Below are 24,944 nucleotides of genomic sequence, written 5' to 3' on the forward strand. Positions count from 1 at the left end.
GGCCATCGTAGGAAATCGCGGCGGCAGGGGCTTGTCTGGGCGTGCACTGCGTCTTGTCTGTGCATGCAAGTGTCTGTGGGTAAACACTGATTTCCCTGCGAAGCGCCGGTTTTGCCCGGGCCCTGGTCCGGGTCGCTATGGATAATGAAGCATCCTGTTACTTCTTCAGGAGCCCAGATGCGGCCAGACATTCCTGCCTACCAAGTGACCGAGAAGATGACCGAGATGCAAGGCGCTCAAGCCGTGGGCGCCTGGCAGCACTGGATGTCCACGCTCTATGGCCTGGAGAGCGATGTCTATGGCGACCAGCATTTCTCGGCGCGACTGGGCACCTTCGAGCTGGGGCCGGTGGGCATGACCCGGATCGAGGCCAGCCGCCATCGCGTGCGACGCACTTCGGCCAGCATGGCACGCCACAGCACCGACTTTCTCAAGATCGTGGCCCCCTGGCATGGCCAGGCCCGCGTCTGCCAGAACGGGCGCGAAGCCGTGGCGCGCAGCGGCCAGTGGCTGATCTACGACACCACGCAGGAGTACGAGGTGCTCAACCCCGAGTGGTGCGAGCATCTGATCATCACCTTGCCCAAAAGCCGCTTCGAAGACCATGGCCGCGCCATCGACGCCCTCATGGGGCGCTATGTGGGCGGCAGCGAAGGCGTGTCCCGCATTGCGCTGGACATGATGCGCGGCACCTTTGCCGAATGCCGGGCCATGGGCCAGGGTCTGGCCCAGCATGTGACGGATTCGCTGCTGCAATTGATCCAGCTGTCCCTGCTCGATGCCTGCGGCCGTGCGGCCTCGCTGAGCGCCAGCGAGCTGCTGCTGGGCCGCATCAAGGCCTATGTGCGCCAGCATCTGCGCGATCCGGCCCTGAGCGTGGATGCCGTGGCCGCAGCGCTCAACTGCAGCAAGCGTCATCTCTACAACGCCTTTGCCGAGGAGCGGCTGTCCATCAGCCAGCATATCTGGGCCGAGCGCGTGGCCCTGTTCCAGCGCGAACTGCTCAGTCCCGCCAATCGCCACTGCACCCTGACCGAGCTGGCGCTGGCCAGCGGCTTTGCCAGCGGCGCGCATCTGAGCCGCCTGTTCAAGCAGCACACGGGGCAGACGCCCGCGCAGTTCAGGGCCGGCATGTTTGGCTCCAAATTGCTCAATTAAGAGTTAAACAAGCCTCAGGTCCAGATATTAAATACGCTGTAAGCTATCAATAAGGTAGCAATCCAAAAACAAAAAAGCCACCCGGCGTTTTCAAATCGGGTGGCTTTTTTGCGTGCTTGGCTGCGACCAAGAGCGTTGGATTGAGCATGCTCTGACTCAGTAATACCGAGCAAGGGCCGCCCCGCAGCGAAGGTATTGTCCCCCTCCCGCGCAGCGAGAGAGGGGGAAGCGGCAAAGCCGCTCAGGGGGAGCCTCAGATATCAATCCCGCACTTGCCCGGAGCCAGAATGCCGTTGGGGTCCAGAGCACGCTTGATCTTGCGCTCGATATCGCGCTTGACCGGACCGTAGCTCTTGGCCACGCGCTCCTGGAAGGCGGTGTTCACGCGGTACACGGCATAGCCTTCCTTTTCGAACTCGTCCAGCAGCTCGGCAAAGCAGGCGTTGGCACGCTTGGTTTCCTCTTCGTTGCTGCGGTCGTACAGCACGTCGATGACATGGTGCATATCGCGCCAGCCGACGATGAACTCGCCCACATAGTCCAGGCCATGCTTGTTGAGGATCTTCTTGGCCAGCGACTTCTGCTTGTCGCACTCGCTGCCGCGCGCCTGCGACACCGGGGCAAACCACATCGAGCCGCCACCCCCGCGCCAGTTGTAGAGGCCGAATTCCTGCAGGTTGGGCACGCCTGACATGAGCTGGGCACGGTACTTGAAGGGCTGGGTGTCTCCGGCCATCTCCTCGGTGATCAAGCGGCCCTTGCCCAGCTTCTTGAGCGCGTCCTGCACGATCTTGAAGTTGACGTCGACCTGCTCCCTGGTGCCGTACAGCGCAGCGTAGACATTCCAGGCGCCCAGATGCTTGTCTTTCTGGATCTGCTTGAGGATGGCGTCGGGCGTATGGCCGGGCTCGGTGGTGTAGTCCGAGCGGCGGGTGTTGCAGGTGGACGCTTCCCACAGCACGCCGGCAATCACCACCGAATTGGGGATGACCTGGGCGATGCGCAGGGGGCGGATGAATTCGACGATCTCGGAGATATCGCTGTCTTCGTCGAACTGGATTTCCAGCGGCTTGAAGACCGGGGGCTTGGGCATCAGCCAGAAACCCATCTTGGTGCAGATGCCGTAGTTGGACTGGGTGAACATGCCGTCCAGCGTCGGGCCGTAACCCCACTTGAAAACCTGCCAGGCCTTGTCGCCCTTGACGCCTCCCATGCCGGTGCGCAGCACATCGCCGTTGGCCATCACCACTTCCATGCCGCACTGCATCATGAAGTGTTCGCCATAGGGGGTGTAGCCCACGCCGCGGTCCATGGTGTTGCCCAGGGGGCCGGCAATGGCCGAGGGGGCCGAGAACGACAACATCAAGGGAATCTTGTTCTCTTCGAGGTAGTCGTAGAGCATCTGGTAGGTCACGCCAGGCTCGACCAGGGCGGTGCACAGCTCGGGGTCCACGTGGATGATCTTGTTCATCTTGCGCAGGTCCAGCACCACCTGGCCGCGCTGGCCCGGCGCGGCCGAGCCGTAGCCGAAGTTGCGGCCGGTGGAGATGGTCCACACGGGCACTTTGTGCGCGTTGCAGATCTTGACCACCTCTTGCACCTGCTCCACGGTGGTGGCAGTCACCACGGCGGACGGTGTGTGCTCTTCGGTAGGCACAGCCATCATCACCTTGGTGTAGGGACGAACCAGCTCGTCCTTGATCATCACATTGTCTTCGCCCAGGGCTTTCTTGAACTGGGCGATGGCCGCATCAAAGCTGCTCTCGCTCATGCCCTTGGGCAGGGCCATGTATTTGCTTGTCATGCTCTGCTTTCCTTGTTTCTTAGATTACGCAGCTAAAGGACACGCGGGCTTCCTTGCCTGCTGCCGCCGTGGCGGTGTTCATGACTTGACTGGACGCCAGCGACCGACCCAGCGCCTGGGCCCAGTCGGCGGCAGCGCCGTCCACGCGATGGTGTTCCACGGCCAGCACGCGGCCACCGCAGGAGCGAACCAGGTCCAGCACCAGCGTGGCCGAGGCGTCATCGAGCAGACCCACCAACAGGGTTTCCTGACTGTCGCTCAGCAGCTCGCCCAATTGATGGAATGCGGCGCTGTCCAGACCTTGAAGGCCGGTGTGCAACGCGTTGCGGGACGTGCTCTGAACACCGGCCACAAAGGCCTTGTCCAGCGCGCTGGCGTGCATGGAGGATGTCACGGCCAGCACCTCGGCGGAGCGCGTGGCTGCGCTGGTGGTACGGCCTGCAGCAGAAGTGGCAGCCTGTGCCCAGCCTATGCCGGAGACAGCCAGACCTGTAGCGGTCAGAGCTTTGAGAAGGGAGCGACGATCGGCTTGCATTACATCGTCCTCCTTACTTCCTGGCGGGCTCGGCAGCCTTGGGGACCTCTGTCTTGGACAGGTAGTTTGCCAAGTCTTCCAGCGTGGCGTCGTCGATATCGGTCACGCGAAAGGATGGCATGGCGTTCATGCCGTTGCGCGCAATGATCACGTAGGTCGCGGGCGGAAAGCCTCGCCCCTTGATGACGGGGCCTATGCCGGCTTCATGGCATTTGGCGCAGGTCTTTTCGTAGAAGCGCTGGCCGGGGCCAATGCTGTGAGAGTCCGCAGCCGAGGCGGCGAGGCTGAGGCCGGACAGCAGGGCTGCCAGGGCCAGTTGGGAGGCATGTTTCAACGTGGGTCTCCGGAGGTTCTGTGGGTCGGCAGACACAAGGCGCGGGTGGGGCTTCGCGCCTTGCCCATGCGGGCGCTGCACCTGAGGTCTTTGCCTCATGGCCCAGCGGCCGCGATGGAGGTTTCAAGCGAAGACAGCCGTCATGCCTGCCGGCTATGGCGGCTGTCCTGGGCGCTTTAGAAGGGGTAGTGACGTGCGGTGGTCTGCATGGTGATCCAGCGCGTGTCGGTGAAGGCATCGATACCGGCCTGGCCGCCAAAGTGACCGTAGCCCGAGTTCTTCACGCCGCCGAAAGGCATCTGGGCTTCGTCGTGCACGGTGGGGCCGTTGACATGGCAGATGCCCGCCTCGATGCGGCCAGCCACGCGCCAGCCGCGCGCTGTGTCCCTGGTGTAGACGGCGGAAGACAGGCCGAACTCGTTGTCGTTGGCCATGGCGATGGCCTGCTCTTCGCCACGCACGCGCACGATGGCCTTCACGGGGGCAAAGGTCTCTTCGCGGAAGATGCGCATCTCGGGGGTCACGCCGTCGATCAGCGTGGCGGCCATCAGGGTGTCGCCGGCCTTGCCGCCGCACAGAATCCTGGCGCCCTTGGCCACGGCGTCGTCGATGAGCTCGTTGACGCGGTTCACGGTGTTCATGTCCACGACGGAGCCCAGCACCACAGGGCCTTTGCGGGGGTCGCCCAGAGGCAGGGTTGTGGCGCGGGCCACCAGCTTTCCGATGAATTCCTCGGCCACGGCCTCGTCCACGATGATGCGCTCGGTGGACATGCATATCTGGCCCGAGTTGGCGAAAGCGCCAAAGGTGCAGCCGGCCACGGCGGAGTCGATGTCGGCATCGTCCAGGACCAGGAACGGGGCCTTGCCGCCCAGCTCCAGAATGACGGGCTTGAGGTGTTTGGCGCAGGTCTGGCCGATGATGCGACCTACGCGCGTGGAGCCGGTGAAGTTCACGCGGCGCACGGCGGGGTGGGCCACCATGGCTTCGACCACTGTGCCGGCGTCTTCGGGCGCATTGGTCACAAAGTTCACCACGCCGGGCGGCAAGCCGCCTTCCTGCAGCGCTTCGATGATCAGGCCGTGGGTGGCGGGACACAGCTCCGAGCCCTTGAGGATCACGGTATTGCCGCAGGCCAGGGGCGTGGCAATGGCGCGCACGGCCAAGATGATGGGGGCATTCCAGGGGGCGATGCCCAGCACCACGCCGGCAGGCTGGCGTACAGCCATGGCCATGCTGCCGGGAATGTCCGAAGGAATCAGCTGGCCGTTGATCTGGGTGGTCAGCGATGCGGCTTCGAGAAACATATTGGCGGCCAGATGCACATTGAAGCCGGCCCAGATGCCGGAGGCGCCGGTTTCTGCTGCCATGGCTGCGGCAAAGGCCTCGGCCTTGGCTTCCAGGGCCTGGGAGGCCTTCATCAGCATCAGTCGGCGTTCTGTGGGGCCCAGGGCCGCCCAGGCCGGGAAGGCTGCCTGAGCGGCTTCCACGGCACGCACTGCATCGGCGCTTGTGGCGGCCGGGGCACGCGTGGCGACCGATCCGTCCAGAGGGTTCCTGCGCTCGAAAGTGGCACCATTGCTGGCCTGTACGGTCTGACCGCCGATGAGCATGCTTTGTTCAATCATCTTCGCTTCCTTCACTACCAAGGGCGCGTGACCTCGGTCACCGCTTGTTGATGCAAGTTCAAAAAGTGGGAGCTGGTGTCGTTGCGCAAGGCTTGCGTCACCGGGCTCGTCTTCCCCTTTTGTGGTGTTTCGCCTGAGACTGGCGTGTGAGTGATCGTAAGAAAAGCCTTGGCAAGATGCTGTGCGCAATGTGCACAAACCGTTTGATGAATCGTGCACGCGGCCTAGGGTTTGCACTAGTTTGAATACAGCGTGGGAGATTCTTGATGGCCTGAGCACGAAAGTGCTCACTTACCGATAATTGCGGTACTTTGTCGGCACAGGCAGAGATAGATATAACGAGGAGTCAAGGCCCATGACCGCGCCCATGGTACTGAGTACCGATGGTCTTCCCGAGAAGGAAACTGCACCAGCCTGGCAGGACTGGATGGCGCAGCTGTTCTCGGGTCTGGACACGGATCTGTATGGCGACACCTGTTTTGACGGGCATCTGAGCGTGGCATACGCAGGCGATGTGATGCTCACCAAGCTGGATGCCGGGCGTCACCGCGTCATACGCGACAGCCACCGTCTGCGCGACAGCGAAGCGGCCTATCTCAAGATCGTGGCGCCCTGGAGCGGCCATGCCGAGGTGCAGCAGTACGGCAGCAAGGCCTGCGTGAGCAATGGCAGCTGGGCCATCTATGACACCTCGCAGCCCTATGTGGTGGCCAATCCCCAGCACACGGAGCACCTGATCATGATGGTGCCCAAACAGAGCATTGCCGAGCGAGGCCTGCGTCTGGAAAACCTCATGGGTCGATCGGTGGGGGGCAGCGCCGGCATTGCGCGCATTGCTCTGCAGACCATGCGCAGCACCTACCAGGAGCTGGACAATATGGCGGCGCCGCTGGCGCGCCGCGCCGGGGAGTTGCTGGTGGACATGGTGCATCTGTCCCTGCAGGCGCTTGGCGGGCAGGCCACGGCGGTGACGCAAAAGCAGGCCCTGTACGACCGCATCTGCGAGCATGTGGCCTGCCATGTGCGCGACCCCGGGTTGTCGGTCGATCAGGTGGCCGAGGCACTCAATTGCAGCCGTCGGCATCTGCACAACGCCTTTGCAGGGCGAGACCAGTCGCTGGGCGGCTTCATCCAGCAAAGCCGGCTGGAGCTCTGTATGCGGGAGCTGCATTCCCCGGCGCTCGCGCATCGCACCATTACAGAAATTGCCATGGGCTGTGGTTTTGGCAACAGCGCGCACTTCAGCCGAGCCTTCAAGGCCTATGCCGGCATGTCGCCGTCCGAGTTCAGAGCGCTTGGTCATTGATCTGTGCTGACCAGCGTTTTCAAGGCCTATAGGACAATGCAGTCCGTTGCTTAGAAAGCAGGACTGTATTCATGGACATCAATACGCCGCTCACCCTGCTGGGTGGGCTCACCGCCTCTCAATTCATGCGCCGCCACTGGCATAAAAAGCCCTTGCTGGTGCGCCAGGCCATCCCCGGCTTCAAGGCCCCGATTCCGCGTGCTCGCCTGCTGGCCATGGCGGGTGAGGATGGCGTGGAGTCGCGCCTGATCCAGCAGCTGGAAGGTGATAGCTGGAAGCTCAGCCATGGCCCGCTGTCCCGTCGCAGCCTGCCTGCGTTGACCAAGCCGGGCTGGACCGTGCTGGTGCAGGGCGTGGACATGCATGACGCCAAGGCGCATGAATTGCTGCAGCAATTCCGTTTTGTGCCCGAGGCGCGCCTCGATGATCTGATGATCAGCTTTGCCACCGATCAGGGGGGCGTAGGCCCGCATTTCGACAGCTATGACGTGTTCCTGCTGCAGGCCCATGGCAAGCGCCGCTGGCGCATCGGTCGTCAAAAAGACCTGTCTTTGCAGCAGGGCAAGCCACTGAAAATTCTCGCCAACTTCGAGCCCGAGGAAGAGTTTGTTCTGGAGCCCGGCGACATGCTGTACCTGCCGCCCAAGTGGGCGCATGACGGAGTGGCCGAAGGCGAATGCATGACGTATTCGATAGGCTTTCGCTCGCCCGATCGCAGCGAGCTGGGCCGCGAGTTGCTGCTGCGCATGTCGGACGAGCCCGACGAGCCCGAAACTCCGGTCATTTATCGCGATCCCAAGCAGGAGGCCGTGAGCAGCCCGGCGCTGATTCCTGAAGCCATGTATGACTTTGCCCGCGAGGCACTGAAGAAGGCCATGGCCGAGCCGCTGGCGCTGGAGCGCGCGCTGGGCGAGTATCTGAGCGACCCCAAGCCCAATGTCTGGTTCGAGCATGGCGATGAAAACGGCATGTTCGAGAGCGTGGTGCTGGATCGCCGAACGCGCATGATGTATGACGCCAAGCACATCTTTATCAATGGCGAAAGCTATCTGGCGGGCGGCCGCGATGCCACGCTGATGCGCAAGCTGGCGGACACCCGGGCGCTGTCGCGCAAGGATCTGGCCACTGCCAGCGATGATGCGCTGGAGTTGCTGTCGTCGTGGTTTGATGCGGGCTGGGTTCGCTCGGGTGACTGAGGCAGGGTGGACTTGTAACTGCGATCGTGCTAACTTACGGGTTTGTCCTCTGTGGCTTTTGTCGATTCGGCGGGCTTTGTATAGATTATGTAAATCTACGGCAAAGCTCAGTCAGGGATTTGACAGGAAGAAACTTATGCTCCACAGTGCGACACAAGGCAAGCGTGGGCTTGCCCGGTAAATGAGAACGCGCCGATTTGTGCAGAATTGTCTAGTTGCTGTCAGTGTTAGTCAGCAATGGGCAAAACTACCTATAATGCGGGCTGAGTCGAATTTATCGTTTGACCTGATATGCCATAGCGATCAATAGCTGCAAAAGGCTGACCGTAATGGCAATCTGCATACCGTCTGCTGAACCTACCATTTAGGAAACTGTCATGAAGAACTCTCTGATTCTGGCTACTGTGATCGCTGCTGCTGCTCTGGCTGCTTGCGGCAAGAAGGAAGAAGCTCCTGCTGCTCCCGCTCCTGCTGTGGAAGCTCCTGCTGCTCCCGCTCCTGCTGCTGAAGCTCCTGCTGCTCCCGCCGCTGACGCTGCTGCTCCTGCTGCTGACGCTCCTGCTGCCCCCGCCGCTGACGCTCCTGCTGCTCCTGCCGCTGACGCTCCTGCTGCTCCCGCCGCTGAAGCTCCTGCTGCCAAGTAATTCGCTGCATCAGCCAGCTTGAGGCCCAGGCCTCAAGCATGAAAAAACCGCACTCAGGTGCGGTTTTTTTTGCGTCTGGATTTCGCAGCGGATCTTCACGCTGCGGATGCCTGTCGACATACAAGGTCTGTACCTGCACTTGCACTTGCACTTGGGTGGATTCTGGCGGGCAAGCGCGCGCCATGCGCCTTGCAGCCCCCAGGCCGAAGCTCGATTCGCTCGGACATGAAAAAAGCCACCAGAGCCGAGCCTGGTGGCTTTTGTATGGGTGCAGCGCTCTTTACTTCAGATCATCGGTGATGATGCGCACGATGCGCTGGCCGTTGGCACTGCTGTCGGGCTGGCCTTGCTCATTGAGCACGCTGACCTGGGACTTGTTGCCGTCACCCTTGACCTGGATCTGATACTTCTGAGGCGCAGCAGCTTCCTTGCCCTGGCTGAAGATCTTGCTGAAGAAGCCCTTGGCCTCAGGCTTGGCGTTCGGGTCCACGTAGCGCACATAGTACAGGCCACGGCTGCGGTCGCGGTCTTCCACGGTGAAGCCGGTGCGGTCCAGCGCCACGCCAACGCGGCGCCATGCGCGTTCAAAGCCTTCTTGCAGCTGCAGAGTGGGCACGCCGTTGATGGTGTCCATGCGTGCGCCGGTCGAAGTGGTGGCCGCAGACTTATCGGCCTTGGCGACGGCAGAGGCCTGCTCTTCGCTCACGCCCAGCTTGACCATGATGCGGCGCAGGAACTCGGTTTCCAGTTCGGGGTCGCGAGGACGTGGTTGCCAGATGGTGTTGTCCTTGCGCTCGCTGGTGTAGACCTCCTGCATGCCACGGTGGGTGACATAGATGCGGGTCTTGCCATCGGGCTCGCGCTCCAGGCGGGTGCGGAACTTGTCGCGCTCGCTGGTGGAGTAGAGCGAATCGAACACCTTGCCCAGGCTTTTGCGGATGATGTCCTGGGGCAGCTTGGCCCGGTTTTCGGCCCAGTCGGTCTCGAGAATGCCCAACTGGCGGTCTTCCATCGAGTAGATGAACCCGTTTTCCAGCCAGAAGTCGCGAGTGGGTTCCCAGAGCTTGTCGGCTGCACGATCAACCACGAGCCAATGCTCGGCACCGTCGCGCTCGATGCGGACGTCGCCAATCTTGTTGGCTGCTGTGTTGTTGTCGGTGGGCTTGGCTGCCTTGGCATTGGCCTGCATGGCAGCAGCGGATACCACGCCACCAGGGACGGTATAGCGCGAGTCTTGCGACAGCTGCGTCAGATCCGGAGGGACTTCAAGAGAGGGGGCCTGATTCTTGCCCGCGCTCTTGTAGTCGATCTTGGTCTCTTGGAACGTGGTCGTGCAGGCAGACAGGCCCAGCGCGATGCTGAGCAGGCTCAAACGTGCTGTTTGTTGTTTCACGCGGATTGTCCTTGGGTAGCGTTCAAGCTATGTGCGAAAAACCGCTAGCTTAGCGCAACTCGATCAGAGTACGCCAACTTTACGCAGAGCATCCTCAACAACTGCTTCGCATTGCTCGCTCAGCTGTGTCATGGGCAGGCGCATGGTGGGGCCGCACAAACCCATGCGGGCTGCTGCCCATTTCACGGGAATGGGATTGGCTTCGACAAACAGGCTCTTGTGCAGAGGCATGAGCTTGAACTGGATTTCCATGGCGCGCTTGGTATCGCCGGCCATGGCGGCCTTGCACAGCTCGCTCATCAGGCGGGGCGCGACGTTGGCTGTCACGCTGATATTGCCGTGGCCGCCGCACAGCATCAGTGCCACGGCGGTGGGGTCGTCGCCGGAGTAGACGCCGAAGCCGGCAGGCACGTCGCGGATCAGCCATTGAGCACGCTCGATGTTGCCGGTGGCTTCCTTGATGCCGATGATGCCGGGGATCTGGGCCAGACGCAGCACGGTGTCATGCAGCATGTCCGCAACCGAGCGGCCGGGCACGTTGTACAGAACCACGGGCAGGTCTCCAGTGGCTTCGGCGATGGCCTTGAAGTGCTGGTACTGGCCTTCCTGTGTGGGCTTGTTGTAGTAGGGAACGACCTGCAGCTGGCTGTCGGCGCCCACCTTCTTGGCGTACCTGGCCAGCTCGATGGCTTCGTGCGTGCTGTTGGCGCCGCAGCCGGCCATGATGGAGACGCGGCCGGCGGCCTGTTCCACGGCGACACGAATGATTTCGCAATGCTCTTCGACATTCACGGTGGGCGATTCACCGGTGGTGCCGACCACACCGATGCAGTTGGTGCCTTCGGCCACATGCCAGTCGATGAGTTTGCGCAGCGACGGGTAGTCGACGCTACCGTCTTCGAGCATGGGCGTAATGAGGGCAACAATGCTGCCAGTGAGAGCAACGGAGGGTGATGTCATATCCGCAATCAGAAAACGGTAAAAATGAATTCTACAAACAGGGACAGGGTGCAGGCAGTGGTTTGCCATCAACAGTGTCTAGCAAAACTCTGTTTTTGTCGAAGTGTTGTTGATAAATGACGAAATGACGAAATATTTAATTTTTGTGCGTCATATTGTTCGTTGATCGTGGCGCTGTTTCGGACGGCATGGCTGCGGTTTGGCGGTTTTTCAGGTCTTGCGCGGAGCGGGTCGTCCGCCTTCCTCAGAGCCTGCAAGCTGGCCCGGCGAGCGCAGATCCCACCCCGCATCCCACCCCGCCGGCATCGCTTCAGTTCGCGCTGTAGTTCCAGGCGCTGATATGGGCCTGCGCCAGCCGCTCCATGAAGTCCTCGGCATCTGCCGCGCGCACCACGGTCACGCGCAGGCTGTCGTCATCGGTGGCCAGCTTGATCAGGGCCAGCTGGCGGCCGGTCAGATGTTCGGCCATGCTCTCCAGGCCCGATTCAACACCGTCAGCAGGCGTGTCCCATTGCCAGTCATCGGTGCCGGGCAGCCAGTGCGTGGCGGCAATGCCCTCGGCATCCTTCCAGTCAAATCGGGCGAACTGATCGGCAACGGCAAGCAGATGCACCCAGTACAGGGTCAGCGCGTTCTCGCCTGCGGGCAGATGCATGACATCGGGGTCGATCTCGTCATCTTCGTCCCAGCCCATGTCCTCAGGATCAGGTGCCGCCACGCAGTCGCGCCATTGCAGCAGCAGCTGTGCGGCCCGGCTTTGGTCATTCAGGCAGAGAATGCGCGACATATCCTGCATCCAGTCCTCATCCTCTGCCTCTATCAGTTCCGCGCGGGTCATGGTCGTGGGCTCGGGGATGTCTCCACTCAGGCCCTTGAACATGCCGCGCAGCGCATTGCGGTAGTCCTCCCAGGTTTCTCCGGTGCGGGTGATGCTGAAATCCTGGAGGGAGAACATGACCAGTTCGGCCTCCGGACCTTCGCCCATAAAGGTGAGCAGCTCATTTTTCTTCGGACTGCAGTTCAGCGGCGGGCACCAGATATCGGGGGCAGCCAGCAGCTTGCCTTTGGTGTTGAAGATGCGCGGCTCGCCTTTTTCGGTGATGGCCAGAAGCTTGCGGCCGGGAAATACCTTGGGGGGCGAGCTGCTGAAGCCGCGCTCTATGGTCTTGAACCGACAGGGGATGATTTCCTGGCCTCGGATGTCGATCACGCCTTCGAGGATGCGGTGCTCCTGCTCGCCCTGCTCGTTGACAAAGGGTTCCCGGACGCAGGCGACGGCCAGGTTTGTCTTGGCGCTGAAGTCGTTGATGTGCCAGTAGCGGCTGGCATCGAACAGCGGCAGGCCGTCTGCCTTGAGCAGCAGCTGGCGCGAGTTGCCGTATGGGCCTTTTTCGGCGCGGATGAATTCGTCCTGTTCCTCGTTGTAGTCGATGCTGCTGAGCCCCTCGTGCAGCAGCGCGAGGCTGGGCAGGCTGCGCAGGTCCTGCATGTTTTCCTGCCCCGGCGATCGGCAGGCCATCACCTGGGGCGTGACGGCATAGGCGTCGCGATAGCCCTCGGAGGGCGATACCAGCCAGATGCCGTTCAAATCCTTGATGCCGGACTTCGCGCCTTCGCCCGGCGTGGTCTCGGGATAGTGCACGCTCAGATGCTCGCCAGAGACAAAGGCCATCCTCGCGCCTTCCAGGGGGCGCTGCAGCCAGCGGCCATAGGGCGTGACCATGCCCACAGGCCAGTGGTCGCGCTCGGCCTCGTTCTGTGGCTTCAGGCCCGTGCGCGGGTGCAGCCTGGGCATGACGTAATAGCTTTCGGTCGCTTCGTCCCAGGCGCCATGGTGGCGCGGCTCGTAGTGATCGGCCAGCCAGGCGGGCCAGTCTTCTTCGCTTTGCTGCTCGATGACCTCGGTGCGGGCAATGACCGAATCGCTCCACCATCCCAGATGGGATGGCGGTGCCCGCTTCAAGGCCTGCAGAGATTCGGGCAGCTCGCCGCCGCTGCAGCTCCATTGCCGGCATCGCTCGCGCTGGGCCTGCAAAAAGGTCGTGAACTCGGCCTCGTCAAAGTCATGCGGACATAGCGTGGCGCAGTCCAGCAACAGCCATTGGCGCGTGCTGGTGCTGATGGTGTGGTCGATTTGCTGCCATTGCTTCTTGACGGAATCGGGCCAATGCGCAGGGCTTTGTGCGGGCAGTGGCTCAATCACGCTCCTGAGCCACTGCCAGCGGGCCCGGACCTGCTCCATGGGGGCGGCCAGGGCCGAGAGGCTTTGCCTGTCCTGATAGGCGCTGCAGGGCACCAGCTCGGGCAGCTGGCGCGCATCGCCGAGCAGCACGCTGAACAGCAGCGGCGTGCTGCTGAACCACTCGGCCCAGCCGTCGCAGCTGCCGCCGGGTTCTGCAGGCCACTGTGTCGAGGGACTGGGGTGTTCGTCGTGGGCAAGCAGCAGGGCGTAGGCGGGCATGGCAGTCGGGCGCAGGTGGATGCAGAAGAAGAGCGTCAGGCTTGCAAAAGTGCAACGGGTGCGGCAGGTGCGGCCGCGCCATCAGGCCGGATGGCGGCAATGCGCTGAACCACGCGCGCGGGCTGCTCAAGCAGGCCGTGTTCGTAGGCGACGATGTTCCAGCCGGCGCAGACTTGCAGCAGCTCGCCGGGAGCCAGCAGGAAGTCCGGGCGCGAGGGCTTGCCATAGGCTTCGTTGCCCTGGGCGAAGGTTTCGTAGAGCAGCACGCCGCCGGGCTTGACACTGTCCAGAATCAGCGGCCACAGCGGACGCCACAGATAGTTGGTGACGACCACGCCGTCAAAGCTGCGGCCCGTCAGCGGCCAGGCGTTGTTTTCGATGTCGGCGGTAATCGTCTCGGCGATATCCGCCACGGACCGCGTCGCCTCCGGCGCCTTGTCCACGCTGGTCAGCGTGTGGTTCAAGGCCGAGAAGAAGCGGGTATGGCGGCCCATGCCGCAGGCCAGATCCAGCACCGAGCCCTGCGGGCGTACCAGATGGGCAAAGCGGGCAATCCAGGCGGAGGGCGCCGGCGCGCAGTGGCTGGCGGTAGTAGCAGGAATGGGGGCGGGTGCGGGAGGCTGGGAGTGGCTGGTCATCTTGCGAAAACTATAGCAGTGCCCGCAGCCCAATCCTTGCATGGCCTGTGCGTTGCTGCATCGGCAGCCGCTCGCCGTCGGCTCAGTGCGGCTTCACATCGTCCTTGAGCGCGGCCAGGGCCATGTCTTCCACCATGCCCGGGGCGATCAGCTTGATGAAGCGGCCCAGCTTGCCCTTGCCGGTCATCACCACCTCGCGCTGGCGGCGCTTCAGGCCGTCAAGGATGAGGCGCGCGCATTCGACCGCCGTCATCGCGCCGTCTTCCTTGAGGCCGCTGACGCCTGCGGTCTCGCCTCTGGCGTTGTAGCCGTGGTAGCGGATGCGCGTATCCACCACGCCGGGGTAGGCGGTGGTCACGCTCACGCCGGCGGGTTTGAGCTCGATGCGCAGGGCTTCGAAGAAGCCGGCCATGGCGAACTTGCTGGCGCTGTAGGCCGTGCGGCCCGGCACGCCGATCAGCCCGGCCAGCGAAGACACGGCGACGATGGAGCCCTTGCTGGCCTTGAGGTGCGGCAGTGCCGCATGGGTGCACCAGACGCTGCCCCAGAGGTTGACGCGCATCAATCTTTCATACCAGCCCAGGTCTTGTGCGCTGACCTGCTCGAACAGCGCATGGGCCGAGATCCCGGCGTTGTTGATCAGGGCGTCCAGCCCGCCAAACTGCTGCACGGCGGCGTCGATCAGCGCGCGGCACTGGGCCTCTTCGCTCACATCGGTGGGGACTGTTAGCACCTGCGCCCCCAGGGCCTGGCATTGCTCTGCCACGGCTAGCAGATTGCCGGCATTGCGCGCAGCCAGCGTCAGCTGCAGCCCGCTGCCATGGGTTTGTGCCAGCTGGCGGGCCATTTCGGCGCCTATGCCGTCCGAGGCTCCGGTGATGATGATGCGGGCCATGCTCTCTCCCGGCCATGCTGCCCGGGCGGCTTGCCCAAGGGCTCAGAAGCAGGCCCAGACCTGGTCTGCCAGTGTGAGCATGAATTCCGGTTGCAGATACAGGGCAAACACCGCCAGCAGCAGCACGAGCACGGCAGACCAGATGGAGATGCGTTGCCAGAGTTTGAGCGGCATGGCGGTGTCTCCGGAATCAGGCGACGCTGGGCGTGCTGCGAACAATGGCTGTCTCGCGCACGGGCAGGTTGACGACGGCGGCAAAAATGCCCAGGGCAATCGAGAGGTACCAGACCATGTCGTAGTTGCCGTTGATGTCGTAGAGATAGCCGCCCAGCCATACGCCCAGGAAGCTGCCGATCTGGTGGCTGAAGAAGACAAAGCCGCCCAGCATGGACAGATGCTGCACGCCGAAGATCTGGGCGATGGTGGCATTGGTCAGCGGCACGGTGGACAGCCACAGAAAGCCCATGGCGGCGCAGAAGGCATAGACCGACCAGGGCGAGAGCGGGGCCAGCAAAAAGGCCACGGTGGCCACCGAGCGCAGGCCGTAGATGCCCGACAGCAGATAGCGCTTGGGCAGCTTCTGGCCCAGATTGCCGGCCAGATAGGTGCCGAAGATATTGAACAGGCCGACCAGGGCCAGCGAATAGCTGGCCACATTGGGCGCCATGCCGAAGTCCTTCAGATAGCTGGGCATGTGCACGCCAATGAACATGACCTGGAAGCCGCAGACAAAGTAGCCCGCCATCAGCAGCAGAAAGCTGGGGTAGGTCCAGGCTTCCCTGAGCGCCTGCCCCACGGTCTGCTCGCGCTTGATGGGCGTGGTGCCGCCAAAGCCCGGCTCGCGCAGGCCAAAGGCCAGCGCGGTAATCAGCAGCGCGAACAGCGCCAGTATCAGCAAGGCATTGGACCAGCCGAACTGCGCGATCAGCTTGCCCTCCACGGGCACCATGAAGAACTGGCCGAACGATCCCGCGGCCGCCGCCACGCCCATGGCCCAGCTGCGCCGCGCCACGGGAATCTGCCGGCCCAGCACGCCGTAGATCACGGCATAGGTGGTGCCTGCCTGGGCCGCGCCGATCAGCACGCCGGCGGTCAGCAGGAACACCGTGGAACTCGGCGACAGCGCCATGCCGACCAGCCCCAGGGCGTAGAGGAAGGAGCCGCCGATCAGCACCTTGAAGGCGCCGATGCGATCGGCCAGCATGCCGACGAAGATGCCCAAGATGCCCCAGGAGAGGTTCTGCACGGCAATGGCCAGGGAAAAATTCTCGCGCGTCCAGCCCATCTCCTGGGTGATGGGTTGCAGCCACAGGCCGAAGCCGTGGCGTATGCCCATGGAGAGCGTGACGATGGCGCCACCGCACAGAAGAATCTGCGCCATGGACATGGGGGCTGGAGTTGTCTTTGTAGTCATGCCGTGTGTGCGAAAAAAGGCTTGGGGGCGGTCAGCACACCACTGTAACGAAACCCGCTGTTTTGCGCCTGCACCGCTCGTCACATGCGTGGCAGTCCGGCCTGCCAGAATGCGATGGCAGAGCCGGGTTGCGTGGATGCGCAGCGAAGCAGAAAATAAAAAGTGAGCTTCTTACGTAAGCTTTGTAATGAATGTAGATAGAAAACTATCTGAAATCTATTAATTAAAAGCGATAAAAGCTATCTTTTTAATAGTTTTCTCTACGATAAAGACCCGGTAAAAACACGTTGCCAAGACAGATGTTCGGGCTTTGTGCAAGAGTATTGGGAGTAAACAACTGTGAATTTATCCAGCTCTCATCCGCAGAGGCCACTACAATCCGCCCCCATGGCAGTCAAACCGTCCAACGAATATTCCGAAGGCTCGATCCGCGTTCTCAAGGGTCTGGAGCCTGTCAAACAGCGTCCCGGCATGTATACGCGCACCGACAACCCCCTGCACATCCTGCAGGAGGTGATCGACAACGCGGCCGACGAGGCGCTTGCCGGCTATGGCAAGAAGATCAAGTTCACCATGCATGCCGACGGCTCCTACAGCGTGGAGGACGACGGGCGCGGCATTCCCTTTGGTCTGCACCCCGAGGAGAAGGCGCCCGTGGTGGAGCTGGTCTTCACGCGTTTGCACGCGGGCGGCAAGTTCGACAAGGGCAATGGCGGCGCCTACAGCTTCTCGGGCGGTCTGCATGGCGTGGGCGTCTCGGTGACGAATGCGCTGGCCACGCGTCTGGAGGTGCAGGTGCACCGCGACGGCCAGGTGGCCACGCTGGTGTTCTCGGGCGGCGATGTGATCGAGCCGCTGAAGGTACGCCCTTTGCAGGCCGGCGAGCGCAAGCAGGGCACGACGGTGCGTGCCTGGCCCGATGCCAAATACTTTGAATCCTCGGCCCTGCCCATGGGCGAGCTGGTGCATCTGCTGCGCAGCAAGGCCGTGCTCATGCCCGGCGTGGCCGTTTCGCTGACCAATGAAAAGTCGCGTGACACCCAGAGCTGGCAGTTCAAGGGCGGCCTGCGCGACTATCTGGCGCAGAGCCTGCATGGCGAGCCCGTCATCCCCCTGTTCGAGGGCGAGGGCTTTGCCGACAAGAACAACGACAGCTTTGCCGAAGGCGAGGGCGCGGCCTGGTGCGTGGCCTTCACCGAAGACGGCGCGCCGCTGCGCGAAAGCTATGTCAACCTGATTCCCACCACCGCTGGCGGCACGCATGACAGCGGCCTGCGCGACGGCCTGTTCCAGGCCGTCAAGGCCTTCATCGACATGCACTCGCTGCTGCCCAAGGGCGTCAAGCTCATGCCCGACGACGTGTTTGCGCGCGCCAGCTATGTGCTCAACGCCAAGGTGCTGGATCCGCAGTTCCAGGGCCAGATCAAGGAGCGCCTGAACTCGCGCGACGCCGTGCGTCTGGTCTCGGGCTTTGTGCGCCCGGCGCTGGAGCTGTGGCTCAACGAGCATGTGGACTGGGGCAAGAAGCTGGCCGAGATTGCCATCAAGGCCGCCCAGACCCGCCAGAAGGCCGGCCAGAAGGTGGAAAAGCGCAAGGGCAGCGGCGTGGCCGTGCTGCCCGGCAAGCTGACCGATTGCGAGAGCAAGGACATAGCCGTCAACGAGGTGTTTCTGGTCGAGGGCGACTCTGCCGGCGGCAGCGCCAAGATGGGCCGCGACAAGGAAACCCAGGCCATCCTGCCGCTGCGCGGCAAGGTGCTCAACACCTGGGAGGTGGACCGCGACCGGCTGTTCGCCAACAACGAAATCCACGATATTTCGGTGGCGATCGGTGTGGACCCGCATGGCCCCAATGACGAGCCCGATCTCTCCGGTCTGCGCTACGGCAAGATCTGCATTCTCTCGGATGCGGACGTGGACGGCTCGCACATCCAGGTGCTGCTGCTGACGCTGTTCTTCAAGCATTTCCCCAAGCTCATCGAAGCCGGTCACATCCATGTGGCGCTGCCGCCGCTGTTCCGGGTGGATGTGCCTGCGCGCGGCAAGAAGCCGGCCATCAAGGTCTATGCGCTCGATGCGGGCGAGCTCGATGCCATCATCGAGAAATGCGCCAAGGACGGCGTGCCGCGCGAGAAATGCCAGGTCAGCCGCTTCAAGGGCCTGGGCGAGATGAATGCCGAGCAGCTGTGGGAAACCACGCTGAACCCCGATACGCGTCGCATGCCTGCCGTGCAGTTCATGAACATGGACTTTTCCGAGGCGGCAGCCGTCGTCACCAAGCTCATGGGCAAGGGCGAAGCCGCCGCCCGCCGCGAGCTGATGGAGCTGCATGGCGATGCCGTGGAGGTCGATATCTAGGCGGGCGTTGTCAACGCCTGCACTAGCGGTCACTAGCGGTCGATGGAGCCAGCCATGTACAAGCCCATGTTCGATGCCTCAACCAGCCAGCTGCCTTCGCGCGGCTGGCTCGCATCTGTGCGTTTGCGACGTGCAGTGGCCGCTGCCTTGCTGGCGGGCTCGGGCTGGCTGGCCATGGTGCCGGCGGCGCATGCCGATCTCTGGGCCTATGTCGACGAATTCGGCGTCACGCACTTTGCGGCCGAGGCGCTGGACGAGCGCTACAAGCTGTTCTTCAAGGGCGAACTCTACGACAGCAGCCAGCCGGGCCTGCAGCTCAAGCAGGGCTCGGTGGCCGAGGGGCTCAACGCCCGCACGCGCATGCAGAGCTTTTTCGAGGTCTCGCCGCGCTACAAGAGCGTGAGGCCGCATCTGCAGAAGGCGGCCGAGAGAACCGGCGTGGACTACGACCTGATCAAGGCCGTGATCGCCGTGGAGTCCGGCTTCGATGCCGAGGCCGTCTCGCCCAAGGGCGCTGTCGGCCTGATGCAGCTGATGCCGGCCACGGCCGAGCGCTTTGGCGTGTCGGCCAGCAAAAAGCGCAGCATGCAGCAGCAGCTGGTCGACCCGGCCGTGAACGTGCCTGCCGGCGCGCGCTATCTGAGCTATCTGATGGACTTGTTCCCGGGCCGGCTCGATCTGGTGCTGGCCGCCTATAACGCGGGCGAAGGCGCGGTGCAGAAATTCGGCAAGGCGATTCCGCCCTACAAAGAAACAATGAATTACGTCAAGGCCGTCACGGGCATCTACGAGCAGCTGCAGGCAGCTAGGCCCATGAGCGGCCGGGTGGCTGCGGCCGGCTCGGCTGGCCGCGCCGGCTCCCGCATACGCATGACGCTGCCGGGCGCGGCCTCTGCGGCTGCGGATGCGCAAATACCTTGAGTCGCCGGATCGGCGCAATTTGGAAAATCACAAAGAATTCATGAGCGATCAAACCACACTGGATTTGTCTCAACAAGCCGCTGGCGATGCACTGGACCTGGGTCAATACGCACAGCGCGCCTATCTGGAATACGCTTTGTCGGTGGTCAAGGGCCGTGCCCTGCCAGACGTCAGCGATGGCCTCAAGCCCGTGCAGCGCCGCATTCTCTATGCCATGGACCGCATGGGCCTGAGCTATAGCGGCCCGAACGGCAATACGGCGGCCAAGCCGGTCAAGAGCGCCCGCGTCGTCGGTGACGTGCTGGGCCGCTTTCACCCGCACGGCGACCAGTCGGCCTATGACGCACTGGTGCGCATGGCGCAGGACTTCAACCAGCGCTACCCGCTGGTGGACGGCCAGGGCAACTTCGGCAGCCGCGACGGAGACGGCGCAGCAGCCATGCGTTACACCGAGGCGCGCCTGTCCAGGATCACCGGCCTGCTGCTCGACGAAATCGATATGGGCACGGTGGACTTTGTGCCCAACTACGACGGCAGCACCCAGGAGCCCAAGCAGCTTCCGGCCCGCCTGCCGTTCTCGCTGCTCAATGGCGCCAGCGGCATTGCCGTGGGTCTGGCAACGGAAATCCCCAGCCACAATCTGCCCGAGGTGGCTGCGGCCTGCGTGGCCCTGATCAAGAAGCCGCAGCTGCCCGAGGAGGAGTTGCTGGCGCTGATTCCCGGTCCCGACTATCCGGGCGGCGGCCAGATCATTTCATCGAGCAGCGATATCGCCGACGCCTACCGCACGGGCCGTGGCAGTCTCAAGGTGCGTGCGCGCTGGAAGATCGAAGAGCTGGCGCGTGGCCAGTGGCAACTGGTGGTGACCGAGCTGCCGCCCGGCGTGTCGGCCCAGAAGGTGCTCGAAGAGATCGAGGAAATCACCAACCCCAAGGTCAAGACCGGCAAGAAGGCGCTGAGCCAGGAGCAGACCCAGCTCAAGGCCAGCATGCTGGCGGTGCTGGACTGCGTGCGCGACGAGTCGAGCAAGGATGCGCCGGTGCGCATCGTGTTCGAACCCAAGACCGGCAAGATCCCTCAGTCGGAGCTGATCACGGCGCTGCTGGCCCACACCAGCCTGGAGTCTTCGAGTTCGATCAATCTGACCAGCATCGGCCTGGATGGCCGCCCGGTGCAGAAGTCGCTGCGCCAGATGCTGGAGGAGTGGATTGCCTTCCGCTTCCAGACCGTGACGCGACGCAGCCGGCATCGGCTGGAGAAGGTGCTCGATCGCATCCACATCCTCGAAGGCCGTCAGGCCGTGCTGCTCAATATCGACAAGGTCATTGCCATCATCCGCGCCAGCGATGAACCCAAGCAGGCCCTGATCGATGCCTTCCATCTCTCCGAGCGTCAGGCCGAGGACATTCTTGAAATCCGTCTGCGCCAATTGGCGCGCCTGGAGGCCATCAAGATCGAGCAGGAGCTCAAGGAGCTGCGCACCGAGCAGGGCAAGCTGGAAGACATCCTGGGCAGCGAGGCGACCATGCGCCGCCTGATCTGCAAGGAAATCGAGGCCGATGCCAAGACCTTTGGCGATGCCCGTCGCACCCTGATCCACGAGGAGAAAAAGGTGGTGGCCGAGGTCAAGGTGGTGGATGAGCCCACGACCGTGATCATTTCCGAAAAGGGCTGGGTGCGCACGCGCAGCGGTCATGGCGTCGATGCCGCTACGCTGAGCTTCAAGGCGGGCGATAGCCTGTACGGCACGTTCGAGTGCCGCACGGTCGATCAACTGCTGGCCTTTGGCAGCAACGGCCGGGTCTATTCGGTGCCGGTATCGGCCCTGCCGGGCGGACGCGGCGACGGCCAGCCCGTGACGACGCTGATCGAGCTGGAAGCCGGAACGCAGCTGCTGTACTACTTTGCCGGTGCAGAAAGCACGCAGCTGCTGCTGTCGGGCTCGGGCGCCTACGGCTTCACGGCGAGCGTGGGCGATATGGTCTCGCGCCAGAAGGCCGGCAAGGCCTTTGTCACGCTGGGCGAGGGCGAGACCCTGTGTGCTCCTTCGGTGGTGCATGGCGTGCCCATGAATGCGCGTGCCGAATATGTGGAAGGCGGCGAGCAGGGGGCCGGTTTGCTCAACCCCGCCAGCCATGTGATCTGCGCCTCGGTGGGCGGTCGCATTCTGACCTTCGAGATCGCCGAGCTCAAGGCCATGCCCAAGGGCGGGCGCGGCCTGATGCTGATCAGTCTGGAAGACAAGGATCAACTGGCCGGCGCGGCCGCCTATACGCGCAGCATTCGCCTGGATGGCGTGGGACGCGGCGGCAAGGTGCGTACCGAGACGCTGGAGATCCGCAGCCTCAACAATGCCCGTGGCAATCGTGGGCGCAAGGGCAAGGCCGCTGATCTGGGCTTCAAGCCGCAGATGGTGACGCGCGTGGAATAAGCAGGCTTGTGCCGCCTGTCAAAAAGCCGCGCCAGGCAGGTCCTGGGCGGCTTTTTGTTTTCTGCGGTGCAAACATGGGCCCGGGGCAGCGCACTACAAAGGGAAATTCCTGCTGCTGACATGGGTTCAGCATGGATACATTTTGTCTCAATGCGCGGCGATGTCTGCGCGCAGGCATGGTGCAGCTTTGTTGGCAGGATATTTTATGCAGCGATTCAAGATGGCCCACAAGCTCTGGGCAGCAGTGTTACTCATCGTGGCGGTGTTGATTGCGGTGATCGGGCTCGCGGGCTACCGCTCCTCGGTCACGCAGCAGGCGTCGGACCAGGCGGCGCAGCAAATGCGCTCACGCACCGAGCTGGCGATCGAGTGGATGGGCCTGACCGAAGCCAACGCCGTGCGCACGTTGGCATTGGCGCTGAGCAGCGAGGCGTCGGTGGAGGCGAGCTTCAAGCCCGCGATGGCCGAGACCTCGGACCGTATTTCCAGGGTGCAAAAGGCGCTGCAGGCACTGGCGGTGTCTGCCGAGGACAAGGCCCAGATGGAGCGGGTGTCCGCAGCGCGCCAGCAGGTGCTGACGCTGCGCCAGCAGATTGCCCAGCTCAAGGGCCAGGGGGAGACGGTCCGGGCTCTCGCGCTGGCCGAGCAAAGCTTCAAGCCCGCGATTGCAGCCTATCTGCAATCGCTGCGGGCGTTTGTCGAGCTGCAGAAAAAAGCCGCAGCCGACAGCCAGCTGCAGATGGCCGAGTTGCGCATGGCGACCGTGAAGATAGCCGGTGTGGTCGTGCTGCTTGTGGTGCTGGGCATTGCCGCCGGCGCCTTCTTTCTGATCCGCAGCATGCAGTCGCCGCTGCTGGCCGCCCAGCTCATGGCCGAGCGCATTGCCGGCGGCGATCTGCGGGTGGGCGAGACCGTGCAGCGCCATGACGAATTCGGCGCGCTGCTGCGCACCCAGCAGGACATGTGCCGGGCGCTCAACGATATGGTGGCCCAGGTGCGCCACAGCGCCGACAGCATTGCCACGGCCAGTGCCGAGATCGCTGGCGGCAACCAGGACCTGTCGGCGCGCACCGAGCAGACTTCCAGCAATCTGCAGCAAACCGCCGCCGCCATGGAGGAGTTCACCAGCACCATCCAGAACAGCGCCAGCAGCGCAGAGCAGGCGCGCAGCACGGCATCGGGCGCGGCCGCCCTGGCCCAGCGCGGCGGCGAGGTCGTGGCTTCCATGGTGGTGACCATGGACGAGATTCGCCAGAGCAGCCAGAAGATTGGCGACATCATCGGCGTCATCGACGGTATTGCCTTTCAGACCAATATCCTCGCGCTCAATGCGGCGGTGGAGGCGGCGCGCGCCGGCGAGCAAGGTCGCGGTTTTGCCGTGGTGGCCAGCGAGGTGCGCTCCCTGGCCCAGCGCAGCGGCGACGCGGCCAAGGAAATCCGTACCCTGATCGGCACCTCGGAGGCGCGCGTGCAAAACGGCATCCGTTTGGTGCAGAGCGTGGGCGAATCCATGGACGATATCGTCAAATCGGTGCAGAACGCCAGCACCATGATTTCCGAGGTGAGCGAAGCCTCGGTCCAGCAAAGTGCAGGCGTGACCCAGGTCAACCAGGCCATCAGCCAGCTCGATCAGATGACACAGCAGAATGCGGCCCTGGTCGAAGAATCGGCCGCTGCCGCGCAAAGCCTGCGGGAGCAGGCCGAGCAGCTGACGCAGACGGTCAGCATGTTCCGCATGGATGATCTCAGAAGCAGCCACGTACATGCCAAGGCTGCTATTGAATCGGTATCCAAAGGGCCCGCCTCGACGCTCCGGCCACGCCCGTCCGGCGCTGCGCGCCAGCCGGCGTTGGCGCACCAGGAGTGAATCGGGTCGCTCCGCTTCAGCCGATGACCGGCACGGCGTCAAAGAGGTGCGCCGGTGCCATGATCTGCTCGCGGCTGGCGACCAGGGGCAGGTCGCGCTGCCCCGATTCGGTGCGCGAGACCAGGGCATACAAGGTGCTCACGGCCCTGGACACGGCATCGACCACGGCGAGCCCTTGAATCAGATGGCCCAGCAGCACGGCCGAGAACACATCGCCCATGCCGTTGGGCAGGGGGTGCAGGTCGATATAGGGCGTCTGCACCAGCCAGGATTGGTCGGCCGTCACGGCCAGTGTGGCCAGGTGATCGGCAGGCAGATCGTCCGTGCGCAGGCTGGTGATGACGATCAGCGCAGACTGGCTGTCATGCATCTGCGCGAGCATGGTGCGTGCCGCCTGCGTGGCGGCCTGCACCGTGGTCAGCGGGCCGCCGCACAGCAGCTCGAACTCGTAATGGTTGGGCGTGATGACGCTGGCCTGGGACAGCGCGCGCTTGCGCAGAAAGTCCGGGATGCCGGGGCGCACAAACACGCCGCGCCCCACATCGCCCATGACCGGGTCGCACAGATAGTGCGCCTTGGGCTGGGCGGCGCGCACCTCCTGCACGGCCGCCAGAATGGCTTCGCCCACACCGGCATCGCCCAGATAGCCCGAGAGCACGGCCGTGCAGCGCGCCAGCACGCCGCGCGCGCGCAGACCGTCCAGCACATCCTGTACATGGGCAGGTGTGAAGACCTGGCCCTTGAATTCACCGTAGCCGGTATGGTTGGAGAACTGCACCGTATGCACGGCCACGGGCTCTATGCCCAGCAGCTGCAGCGGCAGCATGGCAGCGTCGTTGCCCACATGGCCGTAGGCGACATGGGATTGAATGCTGAGAACCAGCGGGGGGGCCTGCATGCCGGGCATGGGAGCTCTTTCGTGAGTGGTTGGGATGCTTGCCGCAAGCATCGCGCTGCAAAGATAAAGTGAGCTGCTTGCGCCTGCCAGTCAAGCATTTCAG

Annotated in this window: 20 protein-coding genes; 8 read left to right on the top strand and 12 right to left on the bottom strand. The window is 63.2% G+C overall.

The window, feature by feature from the left end; translation table 11 throughout:
* The first annotated feature begins 177 nt into the window (after nucleotides 1-177).
* Complete coding sequence (locus AC1RTQ_RS08040; RefSeq protein WP_492874933.1) at nucleotides 178-1,158, top strand: AraC family transcriptional regulator; 981 nt, start codon at nucleotides 178-180, stop codon at nucleotides 1,156-1,158.
* 253 nt (nucleotides 1,159-1,411) lie between these two features.
* Here AC1RTQ_RS08040 and AC1RTQ_RS08045 read toward each other — a convergent pair whose 3' ends face one another.
* The 4 genes from AC1RTQ_RS08045 to AC1RTQ_RS08060 form a co-directional block, all read right to left on the bottom strand.
* Nucleotides 1,412-2,962 carry an FAD-binding oxidoreductase gene (locus tag AC1RTQ_RS08045; RefSeq protein ID WP_302091858.1) on the bottom strand — a complete coding sequence of 517 codons (1,551 nt, stop codon included), beginning with the start codon at nucleotides 2,960-2,962 and terminating at the stop codon, nucleotides 1,412-1,414.
* Nucleotides 2,963-2,981: 19 nt separating this feature from the next.
* Complete coding sequence (locus AC1RTQ_RS08050) at nucleotides 2,982-3,497, bottom strand: hypothetical protein (RefSeq protein WP_492874934.1); 516 nt, start codon at nucleotides 3,495-3,497, stop codon at nucleotides 2,982-2,984.
* Between the two features lie 13 nt (nucleotides 3,498-3,510).
* Nucleotides 3,511-3,831 (bottom strand): c-type cytochrome, encoded by a 321-nt coding sequence (locus AC1RTQ_RS08055; protein ID WP_492874935.1) that lies wholly within the window; start codon nucleotides 3,829-3,831, stop codon nucleotides 3,511-3,513.
* A gap of 176 nt (nucleotides 3,832-4,007) precedes the next feature.
* Complete coding sequence (locus AC1RTQ_RS08060) at nucleotides 4,008-5,459, bottom strand: aldehyde dehydrogenase (protein ID WP_302091855.1); 1,452 nt, start codon at nucleotides 5,457-5,459, stop codon at nucleotides 4,008-4,010.
* 355 nt (nucleotides 5,460-5,814) lie between these two features.
* Between AC1RTQ_RS08060 and AC1RTQ_RS08065 the strand changes: the two genes are divergently transcribed.
* The 3 genes from AC1RTQ_RS08065 to AC1RTQ_RS08075 all read left to right on the top strand — a co-directional run bounded on the left by AC1RTQ_RS08065 (nucleotide 5,815) and on the right by AC1RTQ_RS08075 (nucleotide 8,605).
* On the top strand, nucleotides 5,815-6,765 hold the full coding sequence (locus AC1RTQ_RS08065; protein ID WP_409814173.1) for an AraC-like ligand-binding domain-containing protein: 951 nt from the start codon (nucleotides 5,815-5,817) through the stop codon (nucleotides 6,763-6,765).
* Nucleotides 6,766-6,836: 71 nt separating this feature from the next.
* Entirely contained in the window at nucleotides 6,837-7,961 is a 1,125-nt protein-coding gene (locus AC1RTQ_RS08070; protein ID WP_492874936.1) for a JmjC domain-containing protein, read from the top strand.
* Nucleotides 7,962-8,338: 377 nt separating this feature from the next.
* Complete coding sequence (locus tag AC1RTQ_RS08075) at nucleotides 8,339-8,605, top strand: hypothetical protein (protein WP_034359978.1); 267 nt, start codon at nucleotides 8,339-8,341, stop codon at nucleotides 8,603-8,605.
* Nucleotides 8,606-8,885: 280 nt separating this feature from the next.
* Here the strand turns inward: AC1RTQ_RS08075 and bamC are convergent, their stop codons facing one another.
* The 7 genes from bamC to AC1RTQ_RS08110 form a co-directional block, all read right to left on the bottom strand.
* The gene (gene bamC / locus AC1RTQ_RS08080; RefSeq protein ID WP_492874937.1) at nucleotides 8,886-9,998 is read right to left on the bottom strand and encodes an NlpB/DapX family lipoprotein; all 1,113 of its coding nucleotides are present in this window, start codon (nucleotides 9,996-9,998) and stop codon (nucleotides 8,886-8,888) included.
* Nucleotides 9,999-10,061: 63 nt separating this feature from the next.
* Complete coding sequence (gene dapA / locus AC1RTQ_RS08085) at nucleotides 10,062-10,958, bottom strand: 4-hydroxy-tetrahydrodipicolinate synthase (RefSeq protein ID WP_492874938.1); 897 nt, start codon at nucleotides 10,956-10,958, stop codon at nucleotides 10,062-10,064.
* Nucleotides 10,959-11,268: 310 nt separating this feature from the next.
* Nucleotides 11,269-13,419, bottom strand: a complete 2,151-nt coding sequence (locus tag AC1RTQ_RS08090; RefSeq protein ID WP_492874939.1) for a DUF6630 family protein — start codon at nucleotides 13,417-13,419, stop codon at nucleotides 11,269-11,271.
* Between the two features lie 35 nt (nucleotides 13,420-13,454).
* Nucleotides 13,455-14,099: a class I SAM-dependent methyltransferase gene (locus tag AC1RTQ_RS08095; RefSeq protein ID WP_492874940.1), complete on the bottom strand. Its 645-nt coding sequence runs from the start codon at nucleotides 14,097-14,099 to the stop codon at nucleotides 13,455-13,457.
* A 40-nt stretch (nucleotides 14,100-14,139) separates the two neighbouring features.
* The gene (locus AC1RTQ_RS08100) at nucleotides 14,140-14,952 is read right to left on the bottom strand and encodes an SDR family oxidoreductase (protein WP_302091848.1); all 813 of its coding nucleotides are present in this window, start codon (nucleotides 14,950-14,952) and stop codon (nucleotides 14,140-14,142) included.
* Between the two features lie 42 nt (nucleotides 14,953-14,994).
* Nucleotides 14,995-15,126 (bottom strand): hypothetical protein, encoded by a 132-nt coding sequence (locus tag AC1RTQ_RS08105; RefSeq protein ID WP_302091847.1) that lies wholly within the window; start codon nucleotides 15,124-15,126, stop codon nucleotides 14,995-14,997.
* Nucleotides 15,127-15,142: 16 nt separating this feature from the next.
* Entirely contained in the window at nucleotides 15,143-16,339 is a 1,197-nt protein-coding gene (locus AC1RTQ_RS08110) for an MFS transporter (protein WP_492874981.1), read from the bottom strand.
* Nucleotides 16,340-16,753: 414 nt separating this feature from the next.
* Here AC1RTQ_RS08110 and AC1RTQ_RS08115 point away from each other — a divergent pair, with 414 nt between their 5' ends.
* The 4 genes from AC1RTQ_RS08115 to AC1RTQ_RS08130 all read left to right on the top strand — a co-directional run bounded on the left by AC1RTQ_RS08115 (nucleotide 16,754) and on the right by AC1RTQ_RS08130 (nucleotide 23,943).
* Nucleotides 16,754-18,724 (top strand): DNA topoisomerase IV subunit B, encoded by a 1,971-nt coding sequence (locus AC1RTQ_RS08115; protein WP_302091846.1) that lies wholly within the window; start codon nucleotides 16,754-16,756, stop codon nucleotides 18,722-18,724.
* Nucleotides 18,725-18,778: 54 nt separating this feature from the next.
* A complete protein-coding gene (locus tag AC1RTQ_RS08120; RefSeq protein WP_492874941.1) occupies nucleotides 18,779-19,645 on the top strand; it encodes a lytic transglycosylase domain-containing protein in 867 nt (288 codons plus the stop codon).
* Between the two features lie 40 nt (nucleotides 19,646-19,685).
* Nucleotides 19,686-22,076 carry a DNA topoisomerase IV subunit A gene (parC, locus tag AC1RTQ_RS08125; protein ID WP_492874942.1) on the top strand — a complete coding sequence of 797 codons (2,391 nt, stop codon included), beginning with the start codon at nucleotides 19,686-19,688 and terminating at the stop codon, nucleotides 22,074-22,076.
* A 205-nt stretch (nucleotides 22,077-22,281) separates the two neighbouring features.
* Nucleotides 22,282-23,943, top strand: coding sequence for a methyl-accepting chemotaxis protein (locus AC1RTQ_RS08130; RefSeq protein WP_492874943.1), 1,662 nt, complete (start codon nucleotides 22,282-22,284; stop codon nucleotides 23,941-23,943).
* 16 nt (nucleotides 23,944-23,959) lie between these two features.
* Here the strand turns inward: AC1RTQ_RS08130 and pdxY are convergent, their stop codons facing one another.
* Nucleotides 23,960-24,850 (bottom strand): pyridoxal kinase PdxY, encoded by an 891-nt coding sequence (gene pdxY, locus AC1RTQ_RS08135; protein WP_492874944.1) that lies wholly within the window; start codon nucleotides 24,848-24,850, stop codon nucleotides 23,960-23,962.
* Between the last annotated feature and the right edge of the window lie 94 nt (nucleotides 24,851-24,944).

This window comes from Comamonas sp. GW821-FHT11H03, assembly GCF_058807955.1.

What these genes read in the sequence shown, in the direction of transcription:
- AC1RTQ_RS08115 (WP_302091846.1), top strand. Translation starts at nt 16,754, where the DNA reads ATGGCAGTCAAACCGTCCAACGAATATTCCGAAGGCTCGATCCGCGTT.
- AC1RTQ_RS08100 (WP_302091848.1), bottom strand. Translation starts at nt 14,952, where the DNA reads ATGGCCCGCATCATCATCACCGGAGCCTCGGACGGCATAGGCGCCGAA.
- AC1RTQ_RS08060 (WP_302091855.1), bottom strand. Translation starts at nt 5,459, where the DNA reads ATGATTGAACAAAGCATGCTCATCGGCGGTCAGACCGTACAGGCCAGC.
- AC1RTQ_RS08090 (WP_492874939.1), bottom strand. Translation starts at nt 13,419, where the DNA reads ATGCCCGCCTACGCCCTGCTGCTTGCCCACGACGAACACCCCAGTCCC.
- dapA (WP_492874938.1), bottom strand. Translation starts at nt 10,958, where the DNA reads ATGACATCACCCTCCGTTGCTCTCACTGGCAGCATTGTTGCCCTCATT.
- AC1RTQ_RS08065 (WP_409814173.1), top strand. Translation starts at nt 5,815, where the DNA reads ATGACCGCGCCCATGGTACTGAGTACCGATGGTCTTCCCGAGAAGGAA.
- parC (WP_492874942.1), top strand. Translation starts at nt 19,686, where the DNA reads ATGAGCGATCAAACCACACTGGATTTGTCTCAACAAGCCGCTGGCGAT.
- AC1RTQ_RS08075 (WP_034359978.1), top strand. Translation starts at nt 8,339, where the DNA reads ATGAAGAACTCTCTGATTCTGGCTACTGTGATCGCTGCTGCTGCTCTG.
- AC1RTQ_RS08095 (WP_492874940.1), bottom strand. Translation starts at nt 14,099, where the DNA reads ATGCAAGGATTGGGCTGCGGGCACTGCTATAGTTTTCGCAAGATGACC.
- AC1RTQ_RS08110 (WP_492874981.1), bottom strand. Translation starts at nt 16,339, where the DNA reads ATGTCCATGGCGCAGATTCTTCTGTGCGGTGGCGCCATCGTCACGCTC.
- pdxY (WP_492874944.1), bottom strand. Translation starts at nt 24,850, where the DNA reads ATGCCCGGCATGCAGGCCCCCCCGCTGGTTCTCAGCATTCAATCCCAT.
- AC1RTQ_RS08050 (WP_492874934.1), bottom strand. Translation starts at nt 3,497, where the DNA reads ATGCAAGCCGATCGTCGCTCCCTTCTCAAAGCTCTGACCGCTACAGGT.
- AC1RTQ_RS08045 (WP_302091858.1), bottom strand. Translation starts at nt 2,962, where the DNA reads ATGACAAGCAAATACATGGCCCTGCCCAAGGGCATGAGCGAGAGCAGC.
- AC1RTQ_RS08120 (WP_492874941.1), top strand. Translation starts at nt 18,779, where the DNA reads ATGTACAAGCCCATGTTCGATGCCTCAACCAGCCAGCTGCCTTCGCGC.
- AC1RTQ_RS08130 (WP_492874943.1), top strand. Translation starts at nt 22,282, where the DNA reads ATGCAGCGATTCAAGATGGCCCACAAGCTCTGGGCAGCAGTGTTACTC.
- AC1RTQ_RS08070 (WP_492874936.1), top strand. Translation starts at nt 6,837, where the DNA reads ATGGACATCAATACGCCGCTCACCCTGCTGGGTGGGCTCACCGCCTCT.
- AC1RTQ_RS08040 (WP_492874933.1), top strand. Translation starts at nt 178, where the DNA reads ATGCGGCCAGACATTCCTGCCTACCAAGTGACCGAGAAGATGACCGAG.
- AC1RTQ_RS08105 (WP_302091847.1), bottom strand. Translation starts at nt 15,126, where the DNA reads ATGCCGCTCAAACTCTGGCAACGCATCTCCATCTGGTCTGCCGTGCTC.